Raw genomic sequence first — 17,921 nt, 5'->3', positions numbered from 1 at the left:
ATCTTTTGCCACACGCGCCAGACGTTCGGTACTCGCCAGCGCCGCGGCCGCCGGAACCACGGCGGCCACGGGGTGTCTCGACACCACCGGTGCGGTCGGGGGGACCTCCGTCGAGTCGTCGTGGCGCTCGCTCTCCTCCACCCGTCTCGCCGGGTCGACTAGCGGTGGTCCTCGGACTCGTCGGTCGCGCCCGTATCCGCGTCGGCGTCGATATCAGCCTCCGGGTCGGTGTCGGCGTCGATATCAGCCTCCGGGTCGGTGTCGGCGTCGATATCAGCCTCCGGGTCGGCGTCGACATCGGCCTCCACGTCGGTGTCAGCCCCCGTGGCCGACTCCGGCGTCGGTTCGACCGTCGCCGGGGTGAGTGCTGCGGGCGTCGGCACCGGAACGAGTCGCGCGGATATCTTCGCCGTCGTGTCGATTTCACCGTAGTACCGTCGCTGGTGGTGGGCCTCGCGCGTGTCGGCGCGGAGCAGCGACTTCCCCGTCTCCTCTTCCGTGTCGGTCCCGCCGGCGGCGAACGAGAGGTCGAACGCCACGTCGACGGTCGCCTCGCTGAACTGGTAGCGCGTCGGCGTGAGGCCGAGGTCGAGCAGCGAGCGCTTCGCCCGGTTCGTCGAGTCGTAGGTGACGGTTCCGTCCTCCGCGATGGTCCGCGTGACCTGCGGCACCACGTCCACCTCGGTCTCGGCGAACTCGACCATCGTCGCCGCCAGGTTCCGGTCGAGTTCGACCTGCGCCTCGGAGACGCTCTCGGCCAGCCCGTAGATGAGGTCACGGAAGTCGATTTCGTCGATTCGGTGGAGGAGTTCCCGCGGGTCCTCGTCGGCCGACATCGGTCTCAGTCACCCGCCGGGGACTCGAACGTCGCGACCACCCGCGCTGTCGCCGCCGCTTCACTCATCCGTCTTCGGCTCATTCTCGTCTTTCCCGCCGTCGTCCTTCCCACGGAGGTCGATAGTCTCGTACTCCGGCTGGAGTCGCTCGGGCGGCGGGACCGGGACGAGCGTCGTCGTGAGGCGACTGCTCCCCTCGACGGTCTTCCCGAACTTGCGGTTGTGCTTCGCCTCGGTCTTGACGCTGGCACCCCAGAGTCCGAACCGCCCGCCGGCCGACGCCGAGACGCTCCCGCCGGTCTCCGACTCGCTCTTCGTCGTGATGTCCATCGAGACGTCGATGGTGGCCTCGCTGAACTGGTAGAACGTCGGCATCAGCCCGAGCTGGAGCGGCGACATCTTCGTCGTGTTCGTCGCGTACACGACCTCGGGGACCATGATCGGCCGGTTCTCTTTCTTCCCTTCGCTGCCCTCGACGTCTACCTGTTTCAGCCACTCGGGAACCTCTCCCTTCTGGGTCGACCAGTTGAACCCGTCGGGCTCTCCTCCTGTCCCGTTGGCGTCGACCTCCCGGACGAACTTCGTAACGCTGGTGACGACGTCGACCTTGCTCTCCTCGGCGTTCAGTTCTCGGAGCGTCTCGATCGAGTTCCTGTCTAGCGCTGCCTGCGCCTCGGCGATGCCCATGCCGAGCCGTGCGACCATGTCGGGCAGCGGTACGTCCAACAGTTCCTGTCCTACTGACATTTATCGGTCCCTCCCGCCCCGGTACGACTCGGACGGGTATATTCATTTCTGCGATAGTTCGACCGATTCGTTCGTGGTGGCCGGGTGCTGTTCTCGGAGACACGTGAGACGACGGCTCCGCCGAACCGTTCAGGATTCCGTGTCAGTTCCGACCCGCTCGACGCGTTCGACCGGCGGGTGCAGTCGCGTCGAGTCGACCGTCACACCGCCGACGTGGTCGACCATGGGGTGTCTACGGAGCGCCTGTGCGGTCTCGAACCGCGTTCCAACGACGACGAACCCGCCCGGTGCGTCGAGGGTAATCCGGTCGGCCCCGCCGACGACTGCGGCCACGGCGCGGCGGAACTCCGCGTGGTCGACCGCGGGATGCCGGCGGACGAGAAAGTACCCGGCGTCCGTCGCCGGGACAGAGACGTCGACGGTCGCACCGAACCGGTCGGCGAACTCCACCTACGATTCCTCCTCGTCGACGATGACGACGACGCTCGACCCCTTCGGCGCGACGGCGAACGCCCGCGGCCACTGCTCGACGACCGTGCCGTCGCCCGCACTCTCGTCCTCCGTGTGGACGTCGAACCCCTCCGCGCTGAGTTCCGCCTCGGCGTCCTCGGCCGACAGACCGAGCACGTTCGGCACCTCGACGGGCGGGCCGCTCGGTACCGGCGCCTCGTCCGCGCTCGAGGGGTCGGTCGCCCTGAAGCCGCCTCCCGCGCCTCCCGTCAGCGCGCCCGACCCCCCGTAGTGGCGGAACCGTCCGCGCCGGCCGACGCTGAACGAGACTGTGCTCAGTCGGTCGGGGTCGACCTCCTCGTCGGGGTCGACGAGGCGGAGGCTGAGGCCGTCTGCGGTGCCCCCGCCGGAGACGTCCGCACGGAGCGTGACGTCGAGGTCGCCGACGGCGACGTCTTGACCCTCGAGGTCCGCGTTCGCCCGGCTGAACGACCGACCGACGCTCGCGAGCAACGCGTCGAACGCGAACTGCCGCTTCTGGTACGCCTCGTTCTCCGACCTGAGCTTCCGTTCCGTCGTTTCGAGTTCCTCGACCCGGTCCTGGAGCCGTGCGACGTCCGCTTCCAGGTCCTCCTTCTCGCGCTCGGCCTGCCTGAGCTGTCGCCTGAGCGACCGGACCCGTTCGTCACGACCGGGGAACAACCGGGAGAACCACCCGCCTCCGCCGTCGTCGACGCTCTCTTCGACGCTCTCGTCGTCGACGCCCTCGTCACCGCCGTCGGTGCGCCGCTCCACTGGGCGGGAGAGCGTGTCGTGACCGCTCATCCCGTCACTGTCTCCTGGTTCTCGTCGTCGGTCGTGTCGCGCTGGACGGTGGCCGGCGGCGTGACGGGGACGATGCGGAAGTGGATTCGGCTCGCCCCGGCCGTCTCGCGCTCGGAGAACGTCGACCCCGACGGCGTCGCCGGGGCGGCGGTCAGGCCGTACCGGGGCGGGCTCTCCGCGACGTTCCGCCTCTCCCCGACGACCTGTCGCATCCGTTCCGACGCACCCTCCAGGCCCTCCTCCTCTTCGTGCGTGTAGAAGTACAGCTGGAGGTCGACCTCGACTTCCGCGAAGCGGTACCACGGAGTCCCCCAGCCCAGCACGCCGTCGTCGCCCTCCCGGCGGTACGTCCTGTCGAGCGCCTCGTCGAGCGCCTGCTGCCCCTCGGCGACTGCCAGCCCCACGTCACGCACGACGTTCCCGAGCGGGCGCGTGATCCGTTCTACACCGTCCGGCATGTCAAATCAATTCAACGTACGTGAGCATAACCCTACCGTCGGCGTGTTCGGCCGTTCACACGTCGGTGAGGTCCGTGTGGGGGTTCCACGCCACCTCCCAGAGGTGGCCGCCGGGCCCGGGTCAGTCCGCCGCCGAGGGTGTGGTGCCGACGCCGCTGGCGCCCGTCCCGGTGCCGGCGTCGAGCGCCTCGACGACGAGTTCGCTCACGTCGACGATTTCCAGTTCCTCCTCGAAGCCACCGGTTTTCCGCCCGTCCTCGTACATCGTCGCGCACATCGGACAGGCGACGACGAACTGCTCGGGAACGCGAACGGTGTCTTCGGTCGCTTCTCTCAACCGCTCCTCGCTCGGCTTGGTGTGCTCGTCCTGGTCGGTCCAGAGGCCACCCCCGCCGCCGCCACAGCAGAACGAGTCGTCCCGGTTGCGCGGCATCTCGACGAGGTCCGCGCCGGTCGCCACGACCACCTCGCGGGGCGTCTCGAAGACGCCGTTGTACCGCCCCAGGTGACAGGGGTCGTGGTAGGTGACCGTCCTGTCCACCGACCCGAGGCCGAGTCGGTCTTCCTCGACGAGCGTCCGCAATAGCTGGGTGTAGTGGAAGACGGGGTAGTCGAACTCGACGCCGAGTTCGGCGGCCATCTCCGGATACTCGTTCGCGAACGTGTTGTACGAGTGGGGGTCGGTGCAGACGATTTTCTCGAAGTCGCAGTCGGCCATCGCGCCCGCGTTGTCCTCGACGAGCATCTCGTACAGGCCCTCCTCGCCGACCCGCCGGACGTCGTTGCCGTCGTTGGCCTCGTCCTCGTAGAGGATGCCGTACGAGACGCCGGCCTCGTGGAGAATTCGCGCGAGCGCCCGCGCGACGCGCTGGTTGCGCTCGTCGTAGGAGGGGTAGTCGCCCACGTACCAGAGGAACTCGACCGACTCCTCGCGGGCGTCCGGCACCTCGAAGTCGAGGTCCGAAACCCAGTCGGGGCGCTTCCGCGCGGGGTCGCCGAACGCGTTGCCGTTCTGGAAGACGTTCATCATCGCCTCCTGGACCTGCTCGGGTTGCTGGCCCGTCTCGGTGAGGCGGCGGTTCATCTCCGTGAAGTGCGTGAGGTGCTCGATGTCGACCGGGCAGGCGTCCATGCAGGCCATGCAGGCCATACACGCCTTCATCGACTCCGCCGCGATGACCGAGGTGCCGCCGTCGGCGACGATGTCCACCTCCTCGCCCCCGGCGTCGACCGACTCTCGATAGGCTTTCAGGTCGAGGATGACGTCGCGCGGGTCGAGGTTCCGTCCCGACGCCTTCGCGGGACAGGCCGCGGAACACCGCCCGCACTTGGTGCAGGCGTCCATGTCGAGCAGTTGCCGCCACGAGAGGTCGTCGATGTTCGTGTAGCCGATTTCGTCCGGCGCGAGGTGTTCGGGCACCTTCGGGAGACGCAGTCCCGCCTTCTCGTCGTGGGTGACGACGTTTGCGAGCGACGAGAGCATGTGGAACGGCTTCGCGTAGGGGATGGCGGCGACGAACGCGAGCGCGAGCACCGCGTGTGACCACCACGCCCAGGTGTAGAGCGTCTCCGCGAACCCGGCCGACATCCCTCCGGCTGCGAAGACGCTCGCGACGAAGTAGCCGACGAACGAGACGGTCTCGAACGGGGGAAAGTCGGTGCCGACGATGCGGAGCGCCTCGGTGACGTAGCCACCCACCCCCAGGAGGAAGAGCGTCCAGACGAACGCGTCGTCCTCGAAGCCAGTGTGTTTCCCCCACAGGCGCTCCTCTCGCACCCGGTAGCGGCGATAGAGCGCCATGCCGACGCCGACGACGAACAGCAGTCCCAGCGCGTCCATCACCAGCGAGTACGAGAGGTAGAAGTCACCGACGAAGAACGACTCTCCCGTCAGGCGCCGGTAGATGTCAATGTCGATGGCGAGGATGGTCGTCCCGATGAGGAGCGTGAGGAAGCCCCAGACGATGAACGCGTGCATCACGCCCGCGTACAGGTCGCGGTCGAACTGCGCCTCGTTCGAGACGAGCATCCGTGCCGCGCGCCGCACCCGTCCGGAGAGGTCGTCGAGTCGCTCGAAGGGGTCGGCCGTCCCTTTCGCGTACCTGGCGAACCGCTCGTACACGCCGTACGAGAACACGAGCACCGCGACGGCCGCGAGGAAGTAGAAGACGGCCTCGCCGACGGGGCCGATGGTCCAGAACGTCTCACGGGTCACCGCCTGGAGTAGCATACCAAAACCCGGGTCCGGAGGTGTGTTAACCGTTGTGCTGGTGCGGTCGCGCTCGTGGCTCTGCGTCGGGCGGGACCTCACCGGAGTCGCGCTCGGAGCGTCCACGCTTCCCCCGAACCTGATGCACGCATTACAAGACATCCGGCCGTCACGTACGAGACGATGTACCTCCGCAGGACTGGTCCCACCCCGGACCGTGTGGTCGTCGTCGAGTCTCCGTCAGCGCGTACAGTCGACCGCTCGACGCGCGCATGAGCGCCGTCATCCAGTTCTCCGTGCCGACGGCGCAGTTTCCCATCGGCGAGGCGCTCGCGGCGAGTTCCGACGGGCCGGTCCGACTCGAGACGCTCGTTCCGACGGGCGACGCCGTCGTCCCGTACCTCTGGGTTCCGACGGACGACGCCGGTCGGGTCGAGGGGACACTCGCGGACTCCCTGCTCGTAGAACAGCTCACCGCAGTCGACGAGGTGGGCGAGGAGACGCTGTTCCGCGTGCGGTGGACGGGCGTGATGAGCAGCGTCATCGAGGCCATCAGGGAGAGCGGCGGGGCGCTCCTCGAGGCGTCGGGCACGGACACCGTCTGGACGTTCCGTGCGCGCTTCGACGACCACACCGACGTCTCCACGTTCAACCAGTGGTGCGTCGACGCCGGCGTCTCGCTGACGCTCGAAGAACTCCACCGCAGTCCGCAGGACGGCGTCCCCCCGACGCTCACCGACCCGCAGCGCGAGGCGCTCCTCGCCGCACTCGAGGCCGGTTACTACGACGTTCCGCGTGCGGTCACGCTCGGAGCCCTCGCCGACCGACTCGGCATCTCGGATACGGCGCTCTCACAGCGTCTCCGGCGCGGGACGCGGACGCTGCTCTCGTCGACGCTCGACGACGACACGCCGTCGCCAGCGGACGGCGACGACGAGCACTGACTCCTCGCGTGACCCTCCCCTCGGTCCGCGTCGCCGTGTCTCCGGCCGCAGCCCCTCTCCCCCGATACGGTGTTGACCGGTGACCACGGTCGTTCGCGGCGTACGGACATTCTCCCCCAACGGAATACGGGTTTCCTATCGATACCGAGGGTGTTTATCAACCCGACCGACTGACGACGTTCAGACCAACGCTGTCAGCGCCAGCACGGCCGAGAGGACCAGCACCGGGTAGTCGCGTCGCTCGAAGGCGAGGGGTGGCAACGTCGGGTTCCACGAGAAACAGCGGGCCCGGAGCGCGAGCGCGAGGCGGTCCGCGCGCAGGAACACCCGTCCGAGCCCCGTCACCCCGATCAGTCGGATCCGGTCGGACAGCGAGCGCTGGTCGCCCAGGCGGGCGGCCATCGCGCTCCGGATGGTCGCCAGGTCGTGGCGCATCAGCGGGAGGAAGCGGAGGACGAGGCCGACGCCGGCGCCCAGCAGGACGCCGACCCGCCCGGGCAGGAGGTGCTGGATGGCCGCGCGGGACTCCCGGACGGGGGTGGTGCGGATGTACGCCGTCGACACCAGGAGGAGCAGGACCACGCGGTAGGACGCGAGCGCCGGTCGGACGGCGTCTTCGACCACCAGCCACGGCGCGCCGAGCGTCAGCGCCTCGACGACCGGAGCCGCGACGAGGAAGGGCAGGAACGCGCGGTACGAGCGGAGGCTCGCCACCAGCGGCGTCGACGCGAGGCGGAGGAACAGCAGCGTCACGGCCGTGAGTACGAGAAGACCCCGCGGTGTGGTGTGGGCGACGGCCGCGACGGCGAAGCCGGCCTGGACCGCGAGTTTCGTCCGCGGGTCGAGTCGGTGGGCGAGCGAGTCGCCCGCGGCGTACGAGAGGCTCATCCGCTCGTCAGGGCGGGCGGACCCCCAGTTCCGCCAGCCGGTCGGCGTCGGGGTCTGGGGCGTCGAGCGCGATTCGGCCCTCGGAGAGAACGACGACCCGGTCCGCGAGCGCGGCGACGTCGCGCAGGTCGTGCGTGACGACGACGACGCTTCGCCCGGACTCGTGGAGGGCTTCGAGTCGCCCCAGGACGGCCTGCCGCGCGGGCCAGTCGAGGCCGGTGAACGGTTCGTCGAGGACGAGGTGGTCGGGGTCCATCGCGAGCGCTCCGGCGATGGCGACCCGCTCGCGTTCGCCGCCGGAGAGTTCCTCGATGCGCGCCTCGTGCCTCCCGCCCAGTTGGACGGCGTCGAGCGCGTCGTCCACCCGTCGCCTGATCTCCGCACGGTTGAGGCCGAGGTTCTCGGGACCGAACGCCACGTCCGCCCCGACGGTGGCGGCGACGAACCCGTCGCGGGGGTCCTGGAACACCATGCCGACCGCCGTCCGGGCGGCGACGACGTCCTCGTCGACCCCCCGGCCGTTCACCTCGACGCTGCCAGCGTCGGGGTCGAGGAGGCCGTTGAAGTGCCGGACCAGCGTCGTCTTGCCCGACCCGTTCGGTCCCGCGAGGACGAGGAACTCGCCGTCGTCGACGACCAGCGAGACGTCGTCGACGGCCGTCACGTCCTCGGCGTACCGATGGGTGAGGCTTCGAACCCGTATCACGGCCTCAGCGCGCGACGATAGCGTCGCTCCGGACGATGGCGACTGTCGCGGCCATCTTTATCGCGGCAACCGGGAGGAACGGGAGGACGACGGCCGAGACGCTGGCGACGAGACCGATGCTCTGGACGAGTGCGAACCCGACCGCCCCGGCGACGTAGACGACGGCGCTGCCGGCGACGAGTGCGACGACGATGCGGGGGACGGGAATCTCGCCCAGCGGGTCGATACCGTCGACGCCGTGGGTGACGAGGCCGATGGTCACCGCGGCGAGGGGAAATCCGACGAGGAAACCCCCGGTCGGTCCCAGGAGGACACCCAGGCCGGCGTTCGCGCCGGCGAAGACGGGCAGGCCGATGAGGCCCGCCAGCAGGTAGAGCACGAAGGCGAACCCGGCCCATATCGGCCCGAGGACGATGCCCGAGAGGTAGACCCAGAGCGTCTGGAGCGTGATCGGTACGTTCGGCGCGAGCGGGTGGACGAGGTCGACCGGCGCTGTCGCCGCCGTCGCGGCCGCGAAGAGGACCGCCCGCGCGACGTTGCCGACCACCTCGTCACCGACGAGTTCGACCGACTCTGTGTTCGTCGCCATTGTACCCGACGATGCTTCGTAAACCGTCTTGAATAGTTCGGTTGACGAAGCCAGTCGGGTCTGCTCGGCCGGGCGACTCTCTCCGGTGGCGTCTGCTCCGCGCCCCGGCGACGCTGTTTCCCCACGGCCGCCTCGTCTCTCCCGGCGGCCGTGCTCCCTCACGTCCCCGACAGCAGGCTTTTGCTCCCGCCGACTCTACAGTCGGGTCCATGGACGAGAAGACCGAGGAACTCCGTGACATCTTCCTCGAGGCGACGGGCTCCGACACGGTCACCGAGCGACAGGAGGCGGGCCGCGGGTCGCTCAAGGACGAGGACCGCGAAGTCGGCGACGAGCGCCTCGTGGAACTGGTCGAGGCGATGCGCGACCGGTTCTCCTTCCGGTCGGCGCTCGGCACCGACGCGCTCGTCACCGTCCTCCGCGGGTTCTTCGACGGACGGACCGACGCCGACCTGGCCGACGAACTCGACGTCTCCGCGTCGACGGTGTTCGAGGCGCGGATGGACCTCCATCTCGTCGCCGACGCCGACCACACACCGCTCGACGACGAGGTCCGTCCCCTCGTCGTCAGCGGTACCTCGCTCGACGCGTGCCGCGAGACGGTCGACGCGGACCCAGAGGCGGTCCGGCGCGCCTATCTCGTGGCGCGGAGCGAGGCCGCTGCGGCCCGGGTGAGCCACCGGTTCCGCGACGAGTTCGCCGAACTCCTGACCGACGAGGACCTCTCGACGCGTCTCGCGTCCGACGCACGGCGCGACGGACTGAAGGACGCCACCGAGGACCTCGAGACGGACGTCTCCTTCTAGTCCGGCCCCGACGGCGGCGAGGAGGCGGCCCGAGCGGACTCCGACTCGCTCGCCGGCCTCGATGGGCGCGCGGACGAGTTGCCCCACTGGGTCCACGACCCGTCGTAGCTCCGCACCGTCTCGTCCCCGAGCAGTTCGTGGAGCACCGCAGAGAGAAGCAGAACTCGCACCCACTCGACGATACGGCAGACAGCGAATCCCCGTTTCAGTTCGTCGCCGGACGATAGCGCATCCGCCGACTTTGTCTTGCCTTTGGAGCACTATACTGTCTGCGCAAGTAGACGCGCTCGCGAGGTCTTCCGGCAGGGGAACTCGTCGAGGGACGACCCAGACGACCCGCGTTCAGGTAGCCGAAGGGCCCCTCAAACGCCCTCTAACGGCTAATGAGTGGGGTTTCGTGGGTTGTAATCTGTCTGTCGTACCTGTCCAGATTTGCGGGCGACCCCCCGCCGAGACTGTATTGGGTCTAGTGCGCAATACTTATGAGAGTGTGCAATATACATGTAGTCGAAGATGGACGCAGACGACTTCCCGACGCCTGACGTCACGGTCGACAGCATCGCTCCCGCCGAACTCAAGCAGCAGGTCGATGCGGGCGAGGACGTGACGATCCTCGACACGCGGATGGAGAGCGACTTCGCGGAGTGGCGCGTCGACGGCGACTCCGTCGAAATCGTGAACATCCCGTACTACGAGTTCCTCGACGAGGTCGACGACGACCTCCTCGACCGCGTGCCCGAGGGCGACCCACTGGTCGTCCTCTGTGCGAAAGGTGGCGCCAGCGAGTACGTCGCGGGCGTACTGAAGGAAGCGGGCCGTGACGTGGTCCACCTCGACGAGGGGATGAACGGCTGGGCACGCCTGTACGACCGGGTCGAGATCGAAGGCTACGATGGCCCCGGTACCGTCTACCAGTACCAGCGGCCCTCCTCTGGCTGTCTGGCCTACCTGGTCGTCTCCGACGGTGAGGCGGCCGTCATCGACCCACTCCGGGCGTTCACCGACCGCTACCTCGCCGACGCCGAGGACCTGGGGGCGACCCTCAAGTACGCCGTCGACACGCACATCCACGCCGACCACGTCAGCGGCGTCCGTGACCTCGACGACGAAGGTGTCAGGGGCGTCATCCCCGAGGCGGCCGTCGACCGGGGTGTGACCTACGCCGACGTCGTCGAGACCGTCGAGGACGGCGACGTCCTCGCGGTGGGTGACGCCGACATCGAGGTGGTCGCCACCCCCGGCCACACGACCGGGATGACCTCCTACCTCGTCGGCGGGCGTCTGCTGGCGACCGGTGACGGCCTCTTCACCGAGAGCGTCGCCCGGCCCGACCTCGAAGAAGGCGACGAGGGAGCGCCCGACGCGGCCCGGATGCTGTACGAGTCGCTCCAGGAACGCGTGCTCACGCTCCCCGACGAGACGCTCGTCGCCGGCGCGCACTTCAGCGACGCCGCGACGCCCGCGCCCGATGGGACGTACACCGCACCGCTCGGCGAACTGACCGCGAAGATGGACGCGCTGACGATGGACGAAGACGAGTTCGTCGAACTCGTCCTCTCGGACATGCCGCCCCGTCCCGGCAACTACGAGGACATCATCGCGACCAACCTCGGCCAGCAGTCCGCGGACGACGACGAGGCGTTCGAACTCGAACTCGGCCCGAACAACTGCGCCGCCAGCCAGGAGTCGCTGGCCGGCGACTGAGCGCCCTCGCCGGTCGACGCTCTTCGTCTGCTCTGCTGAGCGCCCTCGCCGGTCGACGCTCTTCGTCTGCTCTGCTGAGCGCCCTCGCCGGTCGACGCTCTTCGTCTGCTCTGCTGAGCGCCCTCGACCCGCTTCGAGACAGGCCCGACCGCCTCACGGTCCACGTAGCCCGACGACCTCCCTGAGAGACGACTCCGGGTCCCCGTCGACCTCGAAGTAGTCGTAGATAGCGTTCGCAGACGCGACGCTGGCCTTCCAGAGGTTCTCCTCGGTCGGCGTGAACTCGAGGAGGCCGAGTGTCCCGTCCGGAATCGGGAGTGACACCGTCTGGTGTTCCTCCTGTTCGGTTCGGATCTCGCGCGTCTCCGAGGCGTCGAGGTACGTCTTGCCGATCGCCTTCAGGTAGCTCACCAGACCCGTTATCTCGTTGTCCGTATCGACCTCCAGACGCAACCCGAGGACGGCTTCGTTGAACGTGCCGTCGTCGTGGTCGAACGCGTGAATGGGGTTATTGTTGAGGACGCCGCCGTCGACCCAGAGCCCGGCGTAGCGCGGGTCCGCGTCTCGGGACACGCGGACCGGTTTGAAGACGAGCGGGAGGCCCATCGAGATCCGCACGCCTTCGGCGACGGGCATCCCGCCGAGCCCGTGTCGTTCAGACAGGTACGCCGCGCGGCCTGTTCGCAGGTTCGTCCCCGTCAGTACCAGGTCGATGCCGCAGCGTCGTCTGTGCTCGCTGAAGGTGACGTTCTGCCCTTCGTCGTCGGAGTGAGTCATAAACCACCCCTCCCGGATACTGGTCTCGAGGAAGGATTGTCCGGCACATCCCGAAAACAGGCCGTAGTCGAGCCAGAGGTTCTGCAGATGTCCGACCGGACCGGTGAGGACCTGACGAACGGCCGGGTTCGGCGTGAGGAGCGCGGCCAGTTCTCCGAGCGGACCGTCGCCCACTGCCCTCGCCCAGTCCCTGTCGAGCAGCTGCACGAACCTCCCCCGCTCTCGCGTCTCGACGAGATGGTTCCCGGGGTGCGTGGACCCGGCCGTCCGCGGAGACGACTCCCCGTCGGCACGCAGCGCGACCGGTACCTTGCGGTGTGTGGGTTCGGCGGGGTCGAAGAAGCCCGCGAGCGCCGTTCGATCCGAGACGACGTCCTCGTACAGCGCACGGATGCCCCATCCGCTCGCGAGCAACGCGGCGGTGATTGCGCCGACGGATGCGCCGGCCACTCCCCTGATACCGACCCCGTCCGCACTGGTCCACCGTCGCAGGTGGTAGTCGTCTGTCTCCGCCTCGTACTGGAGGAGTCCGATTTCGGGATGGGAGAGCGCGGCCAGCGCGCCGAGATAGGCTGCTCCCTTGCCCCCTCCCCCCTCGAAGGAGAGGTAGTGGACGTCGCCCGGCGAGAGTTTCTGTGGTTTCGTATTCATTGACTGAGCGGTTGTTTTCGGCGCCGGTCACAGCCCGGAGACACGCGCTTGTGAAGCCACTCCGCACGACCAACGGCGTCCTCGACTTCCTGGCCCGGCGTCTGTACCACGCATGTCTGCTTAAGTCATGTCCCCGTTCCTCGTCGCTCGAACGCCTCGACGGGCGTTTCGTGCCGACGGTGCTGCCCGTCTCCGTTCGAGTAGGTGTGTAGCTTAAGCACAAGACGGACACGACGCGCCTCGTGCCGACCGACCTGCCCGAACGGCTTCTCGGAGCTACTGCTGCGCTCTCTGTCGTGTTCGTCGTCGTTTGCCGCCGTCTGTCGTCGCTCACCACGGTTCGCCCACGCCCGCGAACGCTGGACGTGCGGGCTCGGTCGGCGACGACCACAGCGGTAAGCCACCCATAACGTATACATCACCATCAGTCGGTTAGCGGAATATAGTATTGTACGATGAGTCCAAAACCGTTATGTCCACCCCCAGTGTAGTGTGTTCTGTGCAAGAATCCGCAATGAGTGCAAGACTAGAACGAGGTGAGCGGTGATGTTCGGCATCGAAACCCTCTCCGGGAACGCGCTGGCGGCCGCGCTCGTCGGCCTCGTGCTGGTAGAGGCGGCGATTCTCTACGTTGGCTACGGGGCGCTCGAACAGCTGTTCGGGAAGTACGTCGTCCGCATGCTGCGGGGTGAGTGACGATGGCGATGGAACTGTTCGGTGTCAGCGCCGCCCTGCTCGCGATGTTCGCCGGGTTCGGCCTCCTCATCGGCATCCTGTTCGGCTTCTTCGGGATGGGCGGGTCGTTCCTGGTCACGCCCGCACTCCTGGTGATGGGCTACGAGCCGAACGTCGCCGTCGGGTCCGGCCTGGCGTTCGTCTTCGGGACCAGCGTCATCGCCACGCTGAAGCACCGTGACCTGGGACAGGTGGACTACAAACTCGGCGTCTCGATGATTATCGGGACCACCCTGGGCATCGAAGTGGGGAAAATCGGACTGGAGTACCTCCAGCACATCGGCCTCGCCGACAGCGTCGTCAGCGTCGCCTACGTCGTCCTCTTGGGCGGCATCGGCGCGTTCGTCACGCGCGAGGCGCTCCGTGGCGGCGGCGGTGGCATCAGCCACGACGTCGACGAGAGCAACGAGAGCGACGACGAGCACGACATCCCCGACATCGCGAAGAAGATTCAGTCCTACCACGTCCCGCCGATGATTTCGCTCCGTGGGGGCATCACCGTCTCGCTGTGGATGGTGTTGATCGTGGCGTTCTTCACGGGCCTGCTCTCGGGCTTCCTCGGCGTCGGCGGTGGCTTCATCCGCATGCCCGCGCTGTTCTACGCCATCGGCGTGCCCGTGCCCGTCGCCGTCGGGACCGACCTCTTCGAGATCGTCTTCTCGGGCGGTATCGGGTCGTTCCTCTACGCGCAGTCGGGCGCGGTCGACCTCTCCATCGTCGCCCCCCTCCTGGCGGGGAGCGCCCTCGGCGCGCGTCTCGGTGCGGCCGCGACGAGCCTCGTCGACGAGGAGGGGATCAAGGTCTACTTCGGCGTGATGCTCCTCCTGGGCGCGTTCGCTGTCGCCATCCGTCAGGTGGGCAACTACCTCGGCATCGACGTCCTCAACACGGTCAGCCTGGTCGTCATCGTCGGTGCGGCGCTGCTCGTGGCCGGCGCAGTCGTCCTCAGCAGTATCCGCGAACTCCGCGCCGACTCGGAGGGGACGGTTCCCTCGACGGCGGACTGACGGTCTCTCTCACTCTCTCACAGACTTTCTTCACGCTCTCACAGCACGCTCCCGAGCGCGAGCAGTCCGAATCCGACGATGATACCGCCGGCGACCTGATTTACTCGGTGCAGGACGCGCTGTGTCAGGCGCGTTCGGAGGGCGTCGACGCCGACGCTCAGACAGAGCCACCAGCACACAGAGCCGACGAAGACGCCGAGAACGAGGACGCTCGCGTCGAGGGAGTCGCCCGTGAGACCGACGCCCAGACTCGTGAACACGCCGACGAACGCCAGTATCGTCATCGGGTTCGTGATGGTGAGCAGGAACGTCGACCCGTAGTCGCCGAGGAGGCCCCGTGACGCGGACGTTCCGGTCGGCTCAGACGGCTCAGTCCGGAACGCGCGCACACCGAGGAGCAGTAACAGGAGGCCCCCTCCGACGCGGACGCTCGTCTCGAATTCGAGCAAGAGCGCAGCGAGTGCTGTGATACCGAATCCGGCGATAGCACCGTACACTGCGTCGGCGGAGGCGGCACCCAGGCCGCTGACGAAGCCCGACCGTCGCCCGTTAGAAAGCGTCCGCTGGATACACAGGACTCCAATCGGTCCCACAGGGGCCGCGATGGCGACTCCGAGAACGATGCCGCGGACGAGGATGTCTGTCGTTGTCAGGGTTAATACGCGTCACCTCTCGGATGATGCGAAGCGGTCTGTGCGTATAACGCTCACTCGTCCGCGTCGAACCCATTTATATTGCGTGAAAAACACAATATTATATCGCTCGGGGACCTACAGGGACTCATGCGCATCATCTTCGCCACCGACCTCTCGGACGCGAACGAGACGGCCATGCGGTCGCGGACGTGCCTCGAGTGTCTGAAACGTATCGGCGTCACGGAGGTGCACCTGGTCACCGTCGTCCCCGACAACGTGTCGAGCGGCCTCCCCGGGATGGACGTCGCCTCGAACCGCCACGAGGCGCTCCGTTCCCAGCGCGAGGTCTTCGAGTCGGAAGGGTTCACGGTCGAGACGCACGTCGCTCGCGGGACGCCACACCGTCGAATCAACGGGTTCGCCGAGCGACTCCACGCCGACATGGTCGTCGTCGGCTCCCGCGGGCAGAGCCCGCTTCAGAACCGACTCATCGGGAGTACGGCGCGAAACGTCGCCCGGACGACCGTGCGACCGCTCCTGGTCGAACGCATCACGAAGGAGGGCGACACCCACGCCGTCGCCAAGGAACACCTGTTCCAGAACGTGCTGTTCGCGACGGACTTCTCGGCGAACGCCGACCGGGCGTTCGAGTTCGTCCCCCAGCTCCAGGGAGCGACGAAGCGTGCGACCCTCCTGCACGTCCGCGGCCACGAACAGAACGCCGAGGACGAGGCCGCGGCTCACGACCGCCTCGCCGGACTCGCAGACGAACTCGAGACCCGGATGGGCATCGACGTCGAGACGAACGTCCGCGAGGGCGGCGTCGTCGAGGAAATACTGGCCGAGGAGGCGCGCGTGGGCGCGACAGTAACCATCCTCGGGGCGCGAGGACAGAGCCGCCTCCGCCGACTGCTCCTCGGGAGCACCTCCGAGTCGGTCGTCGCACAGGGACACAACAACGTCCTGCTGGTCCCACCGGAGTCGGCGACGCGGTGACCCCGCTGCGGGTTGTCGCACGACGAACACATGGTTAGGTGGGTGCTGTCCTTCGCTCGCTGTGGGCGCACGGACGACGGCTCTCACCAGTTATCCCGTGCCGTGTCCCGCGCCCCGTCGGCGCGTCCTCACTGCGCAGGCACCGACGACTACACGTAGTGACTGTCGGCGTCGCGTGAGTCGAGTGGCCACGCCGCCGTGTCCTCGTCTCCGGTGTCGTCCCGCGGCCGGCAAGCCACGTCGCCCCCCGCACGGTCTCTCGGTGCGCTTACGTTGCCTCGGTGCTATCTCACCGCATGACCCGTTCACCGGCGCCCGCACTCGACAAGGCGGGCATCGACGCGTTCCTCGCGAAGCAGACGACGGGCGTCCTCTCGCTCGCGAAGGGGGACGACTCGTACGCGATTCCGGTCGCGTACACCTACGACCCCGAGGAGCAGGACGTCTACTTCCGACTCGGGTACGCCCCGGGGAGTCGCAAGCGCGAGTACATCGAGGCCACCGACGACGCGACGTTCGTGGTCGCCGCCGAGACGGACGCCGGCTGGAAGAGCGTCCTCGCTCGCGGGCGGCTCGAGCACCGGAACACGGTCGAAGAGCTCTCTCGGCACCGTCTTCCCGACGAGTCCGTCAGCGGGGCCGACCGCGAACTCGAGATCCCGTTCTACCACGTCTTCGAGGCGCCGTCGGAGATGATGTTCGCGCTCGTCCGACTCGACGTGACGGAACTCACGGGCGTCGGTGAGGCCGGCGCGAGCGACTGACGTCGTCGGCGCTGCCTCCTCGGGACGCTCGGCGAGTCGGGGTACCGACCCCGTCGACACGGTCACGGCCGACAGCGTGCGCCGGGCGTGAAACTCAGACGAGGAGCTGGATGTCGGCGTCGACCATCTCCTGGAAGGCGGTGGCCGCGCCGACGCCGACCGTGACGCCGGAGAAGAAGTCCTCCTCGTCGTAGCCGAGGAGGTCGATGGTCATCTGACACGCCTGGAGGTCGACGCCGCTGTCGAGGGCGGTCTGGACGAGCTCCTCGACCGTCGCGACGTCGTTGTCGGCGATGCGCTTGCGCATCATGCGGCTACTGAGTTCGTCCATGCCCGGGAGCGCCGCGACGGCGTTCGGCATCGGCATGTTCGGGTTCCCGACCGAACTCAGCTTCAGCTTCGAGGCGTGCTCCTCGTGGAGGATCTCGAGCCCCCAGAAGGTGTGGAAGACGGTGACGTCGTAGCCGAACGCCGCGGCCGTCGACGCGAGGATGAGCGGGGGGTACGCCATATCGAGCGTCCCCTTCGTCGCGATGATGACCATCTTCTGCGGACGGTCTTCGGTCGCGGCCTTCAGGTCGGCGAGTTCGGCCTCCAGCTCGTCGATGCGGGCGTGTATCTCCGGGTCCGCTCGCTGTTCGACCTCGCCGTCCGTCTGCTGGTCGTCGTCCGCCCGCGGGGGGGTGTCCGTACTCATCGACTCACTCCGTCTTGCGGACGTAGTGGGTGTAGACGCCGTCGCCCTCGACCTGGTCGACGAGTTCGACGCCTGCCGTGGAGTCGGCCCAGCCCTCGATGTCGCTCATGCTTCCGCTGTCGGTCGCGACGACCTCCAGTACCTCGCCCGCGGCGAGGTCGTCCATCGCCTGCTTCGTCTTGATGACCGGCATCGGGCAGTTCTGTCCTTTCACGTCGAGTGTCTCGGTCACGTCGATGTTCGAGCTCATCTGTGTTTCCTCACCCTCCCGTACCGGCGGCTGACGCAAAAGTCTATCGGTTATTGTGCCCAATATAAGCACAACCAATCTGGTGGATGGGGAGCAGACGAACGTCAGTAGACGAGAACAAAACGGCTTCAAAAGGGTCAAAACGGGTCTTCTGACCGTCATGGGGGCTCGAGACTCCGAACACGCGTCGCGTGACATCCGAATCCTTATTGCACTGTATGTGCAAGACATAATCGAATGATGGATA

The 17,921-nt window shown here is 67.6% G+C and carries 20 protein-coding genes; 7 read left to right on the top strand and 13 right to left on the bottom strand.

Annotated features, from left to right (window positions below; all coding sequences use genetic code 11):
• Positions 1 to 158 precede the first annotated feature (158 nt).
• From ACESK5_RS05735 to ACESK5_RS05710, 6 genes are all read right to left on the bottom strand, one after another.
• Positions 159 to 836 carry a hypothetical protein gene (locus ACESK5_RS05735; protein ID WP_372910590.1) on the bottom strand — a complete coding sequence of 226 codons (678 nt, stop codon included), beginning with the start codon at positions 834 to 836 and terminating at the stop codon, positions 159 to 161.
• Between the two features lie 60 nt (positions 837 to 896).
• A complete protein-coding gene (locus ACESK5_RS05730; protein WP_372910589.1) occupies positions 897 to 1,583 on the bottom strand; it encodes a hypothetical protein in 687 nt (228 codons plus the stop codon).
• A gap of 129 nt (positions 1,584 to 1,712) precedes the next feature.
• Positions 1,713 to 2,033 carry a hypothetical protein gene (locus ACESK5_RS05725; protein WP_372910588.1) on the bottom strand — a complete coding sequence of 107 codons (321 nt, stop codon included), beginning with the start codon at positions 2,031 to 2,033 and terminating at the stop codon, positions 1,713 to 1,715.
• Positions 2,034 to 2,858, bottom strand: coding sequence for a PASTA domain-containing protein (locus ACESK5_RS05720; RefSeq protein ID WP_372910587.1), 825 nt, complete (start codon positions 2,856 to 2,858; stop codon positions 2,034 to 2,036).
• Positions 2,855 to 3,316, bottom strand: a complete 462-nt coding sequence (locus ACESK5_RS05715; RefSeq protein WP_372910586.1) for a hypothetical protein — start codon at positions 3,314 to 3,316, stop codon at positions 2,855 to 2,857. Before ACESK5_RS05715 ends, ACESK5_RS05720 begins: the two co-directional genes overlap by 4 nt.
• 121 nt (positions 3,317 to 3,437) lie before the next feature.
• Positions 3,438 to 5,546 (bottom strand): (Fe-S)-binding protein, encoded by a 2,109-nt coding sequence (locus tag ACESK5_RS05710; protein WP_372910585.1) that lies wholly within the window; start codon positions 5,544 to 5,546, stop codon positions 3,438 to 3,440.
• Between the two features lie 251 nt (positions 5,547 to 5,797).
• Between ACESK5_RS05710 and ACESK5_RS05705 the strand changes: the two genes are divergently transcribed.
• A complete protein-coding gene (locus tag ACESK5_RS05705; protein ID WP_372910584.1) occupies positions 5,798 to 6,469 on the top strand; it encodes a helix-turn-helix domain-containing protein in 672 nt (223 codons plus the stop codon).
• Between the two features lie 180 nt (positions 6,470 to 6,649).
• Here ACESK5_RS05705 and ACESK5_RS05700 read toward each other — a convergent pair whose 3' ends face one another.
• From ACESK5_RS05700 to ACESK5_RS05690, 3 genes are read right to left on the bottom strand one after another with little or no spacing between them, the layout of a single operon-like run.
• Entirely contained in the window at positions 6,650 to 7,357 is a 708-nt protein-coding gene (locus ACESK5_RS05700) for an energy-coupling factor transporter transmembrane protein EcfT (RefSeq protein WP_372910583.1), read from the bottom strand.
• A gap of 7 nt (positions 7,358 to 7,364) precedes the next feature.
• On the bottom strand, positions 7,365 to 8,063 hold the full coding sequence (locus tag ACESK5_RS05695) for an energy-coupling factor ABC transporter ATP-binding protein (protein ID WP_372910582.1): 699 nt from the start codon (positions 8,061 to 8,063) through the stop codon (positions 7,365 to 7,367).
• Between the two features lie 4 nt (positions 8,064 to 8,067).
• Positions 8,068 to 8,652: a biotin transporter BioY gene (locus tag ACESK5_RS05690; RefSeq protein ID WP_372910581.1), complete on the bottom strand. Its 585-nt coding sequence runs from the start codon at positions 8,650 to 8,652 to the stop codon at positions 8,068 to 8,070.
• A 209-nt stretch (positions 8,653 to 8,861) separates the two neighbouring features.
• On the opposite strand from ACESK5_RS05690, the gene ACESK5_RS05685 reads away from it, so the two are divergent.
• Both ACESK5_RS05685 and ACESK5_RS05680 read left to right on the top strand, forming a co-directional pair.
• On the top strand, positions 8,862 to 9,458 hold the full coding sequence (locus ACESK5_RS05685; protein WP_372910580.1) for a conditioned medium-induced protein 4: 597 nt from the start codon (positions 8,862 to 8,864) through the stop codon (positions 9,456 to 9,458).
• Between the two features lie 513 nt (positions 9,459 to 9,971).
• Positions 9,972 to 11,162, top strand: coding sequence for an MBL fold metallo-hydrolase (locus tag ACESK5_RS05680; RefSeq protein ID WP_372910579.1), 1,191 nt, complete (start codon positions 9,972 to 9,974; stop codon positions 11,160 to 11,162).
• A gap of 153 nt (positions 11,163 to 11,315) precedes the next feature.
• Here the strand turns inward: ACESK5_RS05680 and ACESK5_RS05675 are convergent, their stop codons facing one another.
• The gene (locus tag ACESK5_RS05675) at positions 11,316 to 12,590 is read right to left on the bottom strand and encodes a patatin-like phospholipase family protein (protein ID WP_372910578.1); all 1,275 of its coding nucleotides are present in this window, start codon (positions 12,588 to 12,590) and stop codon (positions 11,316 to 11,318) included.
• A 546-nt stretch (positions 12,591 to 13,136) separates the two neighbouring features.
• Between ACESK5_RS05675 and ACESK5_RS05670 the strand changes: the two genes are divergently transcribed.
• Together ACESK5_RS05670 and ACESK5_RS05665 are read left to right on the top strand one after the other, a co-directional pair.
• Positions 13,137 to 13,286 carry a hypothetical protein gene (locus ACESK5_RS05670; protein ID WP_372910577.1) on the top strand — a complete coding sequence of 50 codons (150 nt, stop codon included), beginning with the start codon at positions 13,137 to 13,139 and terminating at the stop codon, positions 13,284 to 13,286.
• 8 nt (positions 13,287 to 13,294) lie between these two features.
• On the top strand, positions 13,295 to 14,332 hold the full coding sequence (locus ACESK5_RS05665) for a sulfite exporter TauE/SafE family protein (RefSeq protein WP_372910615.1): 1,038 nt from the start codon (positions 13,295 to 13,297) through the stop codon (positions 14,330 to 14,332).
• Between the two features lie 38 nt (positions 14,333 to 14,370).
• On the opposite strand, the gene ACESK5_RS05660 is transcribed toward ACESK5_RS05665, so the two are convergent.
• On the bottom strand, positions 14,371 to 14,937 hold the full coding sequence (locus tag ACESK5_RS05660; RefSeq protein ID WP_372910614.1) for a LysE family translocator: 567 nt from the start codon (positions 14,935 to 14,937) through the stop codon (positions 14,371 to 14,373).
• Positions 14,938 to 15,114: 177 nt separating this feature from the next.
• Here ACESK5_RS05660 and ACESK5_RS05655 point away from each other — a divergent pair, with 177 nt between their 5' ends.
• Positions 15,115 to 15,963, top strand: a complete 849-nt coding sequence (locus ACESK5_RS05655) for a universal stress protein (RefSeq protein WP_372910576.1) — start codon at positions 15,115 to 15,117, stop codon at positions 15,961 to 15,963.
• 296 nt (positions 15,964 to 16,259) lie between these two features.
• Complete coding sequence (locus ACESK5_RS05650) at positions 16,260 to 16,727, top strand: pyridoxamine 5'-phosphate oxidase family protein (protein ID WP_372910575.1); 468 nt, start codon at positions 16,260 to 16,262, stop codon at positions 16,725 to 16,727.
• A gap of 94 nt (positions 16,728 to 16,821) precedes the next feature.
• On the opposite strand, the gene ACESK5_RS05645 is transcribed toward ACESK5_RS05650, so the two are convergent.
• A complete protein-coding gene (locus ACESK5_RS05645) occupies positions 16,822 to 17,424 on the bottom strand; it encodes a DsrE/DsrF/DrsH-like family protein (RefSeq protein ID WP_372910574.1) in 603 nt (200 codons plus the stop codon).
• A gap of 4 nt (positions 17,425 to 17,428) precedes the next feature.
• Positions 17,429 to 17,674 carry a sulfurtransferase TusA family protein gene (locus ACESK5_RS05640; RefSeq protein WP_372910573.1) on the bottom strand — a complete coding sequence of 82 codons (246 nt, stop codon included), beginning with the start codon at positions 17,672 to 17,674 and terminating at the stop codon, positions 17,429 to 17,431.
• Positions 17,675 to 17,921 lie beyond the last annotated feature (247 nt).

Source organism: Salinigranum sp. (assembly GCF_041641895.1).
Taxonomy (GTDB): Archaea; Halobacteriota; Halobacteria; order Halobacteriales; family Haloferacaceae; genus Salinigranum.
This window is presented reverse-complemented; position numbering and strand designations above follow the sequence as displayed.

What these genes read in the sequence shown, in the direction of transcription:
- ACESK5_RS05735 (WP_372910590.1), bottom strand. Translation starts at nt 836, where the DNA reads ATGTCGGCCGACGAGGACCCGCGGGAACTCCTCCACCGAATCGACGAA.
- ACESK5_RS05730 (WP_372910589.1), bottom strand. Translation starts at nt 1,583, where the DNA reads ATGTCAGTAGGACAGGAACTGTTGGACGTACCGCTGCCCGACATGGTC.
- ACESK5_RS05720 (WP_372910587.1), bottom strand. Translation starts at nt 2,858, where the DNA reads ATGAGCGGTCACGACACGCTCTCCCGCCCAGTGGAGCGGCGCACCGAC.
- ACESK5_RS05715 (WP_372910586.1), bottom strand. Translation starts at nt 3,316, where the DNA reads ATGCCGGACGGTGTAGAACGGATCACGCGCCCGCTCGGGAACGTCGTG.
- ACESK5_RS05710 (WP_372910585.1), bottom strand. Translation starts at nt 5,546, where the DNA reads ATGCTACTCCAGGCGGTGACCCGTGAGACGTTCTGGACCATCGGCCCC.
- ACESK5_RS05705 (WP_372910584.1), top strand. Translation starts at nt 5,798, where the DNA reads ATGAGCGCCGTCATCCAGTTCTCCGTGCCGACGGCGCAGTTTCCCATC.
- ACESK5_RS05700 (WP_372910583.1), bottom strand. Translation starts at nt 7,357, where the DNA reads ATGAGCCTCTCGTACGCCGCGGGCGACTCGCTCGCCCACCGACTCGAC.
- ACESK5_RS05690 (WP_372910581.1), bottom strand. Translation starts at nt 8,652, where the DNA reads ATGGCGACGAACACAGAGTCGGTCGAACTCGTCGGTGACGAGGTGGTC.
- ACESK5_RS05685 (WP_372910580.1), top strand. Translation starts at nt 8,862, where the DNA reads ATGGACGAGAAGACCGAGGAACTCCGTGACATCTTCCTCGAGGCGACG.
- ACESK5_RS05680 (WP_372910579.1), top strand. Translation starts at nt 9,972, where the DNA reads ATGGACGCAGACGACTTCCCGACGCCTGACGTCACGGTCGACAGCATC.
- ACESK5_RS05675 (WP_372910578.1), bottom strand. Translation starts at nt 12,590, where the DNA reads ATGAATACGAAACCACAGAAACTCTCGCCGGGCGACGTCCACTACCTC.
- ACESK5_RS05670 (WP_372910577.1), top strand. Translation starts at nt 13,137, where the DNA reads ATGTTCGGCATCGAAACCCTCTCCGGGAACGCGCTGGCGGCCGCGCTC.
- ACESK5_RS05665 (WP_372910615.1), top strand. Translation starts at nt 13,295, where the DNA reads ATGGAACTGTTCGGTGTCAGCGCCGCCCTGCTCGCGATGTTCGCCGGG.
- ACESK5_RS05655 (WP_372910576.1), top strand. Translation starts at nt 15,115, where the DNA reads ATGCGCATCATCTTCGCCACCGACCTCTCGGACGCGAACGAGACGGCC.
- ACESK5_RS05650 (WP_372910575.1), top strand. Translation starts at nt 16,260, where the DNA reads ATGACCCGTTCACCGGCGCCCGCACTCGACAAGGCGGGCATCGACGCG.
- ACESK5_RS05645 (WP_372910574.1), bottom strand. Translation starts at nt 17,424, where the DNA reads ATGAGTACGGACACCCCCCCGCGGGCGGACGACGACCAGCAGACGGAC.
- ACESK5_RS05640 (WP_372910573.1), bottom strand. Translation starts at nt 17,674, where the DNA reads ATGAGCTCGAACATCGACGTGACCGAGACACTCGACGTGAAAGGACAG.